General features: G+C 71.6%; 1 protein-coding gene and 1 pseudogene. Both read left to right on the forward strand.

The genetic code is table 11. The annotated features are described in order from the left end of the window. On the forward strand, positions 1–504 hold a 504-nt coding region (locus GH736_RS24025), incomplete at its 5' end, for an FtsB family cell division protein (RefSeq protein ID WP_328596966.1). Beyond that, positions 501–609: pseudogene (locus GH736_RS25480) on the forward strand (DUF501 domain-containing protein); the annotation flags it as partial. The gene GH736_RS24025 and the pseudogene GH736_RS25480, both read left to right, overlap by 4 nt.

A 609-nucleotide genomic window follows, 5' to 3' on the forward strand; every position in this document is an offset into this window, starting at 1 on the left:
CCGCGAACGCGCCGCACCGCCCGCGCCGCAGGTGCCGCCGGCTCGGCCGGTGCCGATCGGGCGGGCTGGCTCAGCGGCATCCGATTCTCAGGCTTCTCCGTCATCATGATGGGAGTGCTCGTGCTCGCCGTGGTCGTGCTGGCGCCGACCATCGCCGCGTTCGCGCAGCAACGGCAGCAGATCGCCGAGCTGCGCGCCGCCGTCTCCCAGCAGGAGGACGAGGTGCAGCGGCTGCGCGATGAGCGCGAACGCTGGAACGACGAGACGTTCATCATGACCCAGGCACGCGAGCGGTTGTACTACGTGATGCCGGGCGAGGTGAGCTACCTCGTCATCGACGACCGGACCGAGGCGGCCAAGGCGGATGCCGCAGCCGAGGTCTCGGCGGATGTGACCGAATCGAAGGGCGACTGGATGCGCACGCTGCTCGACTCCGTGATGACGGCGGGGCTCGCCCCATCGGCCACGGATGCGCCTGCGCCGGCCGAGGGAAGCGGGCGATGACCCGCCCGCCCTTCGAGCCCGTGAGCGAGCGCGACATCCGCATCGTGTCGGCGCAGCTCGGACGACCCGCCCGCGACGTCGTCGGCATCCCCGCCCGCTGCGTGT

Origin of the sequence: Agromyces humi (assembly GCF_009720255.1) — a bacterium.
Lineage (GTDB): Bacteria > Actinomycetota > Actinomycetes > Actinomycetales > Microbacteriaceae > Agromyces > Agromyces humi.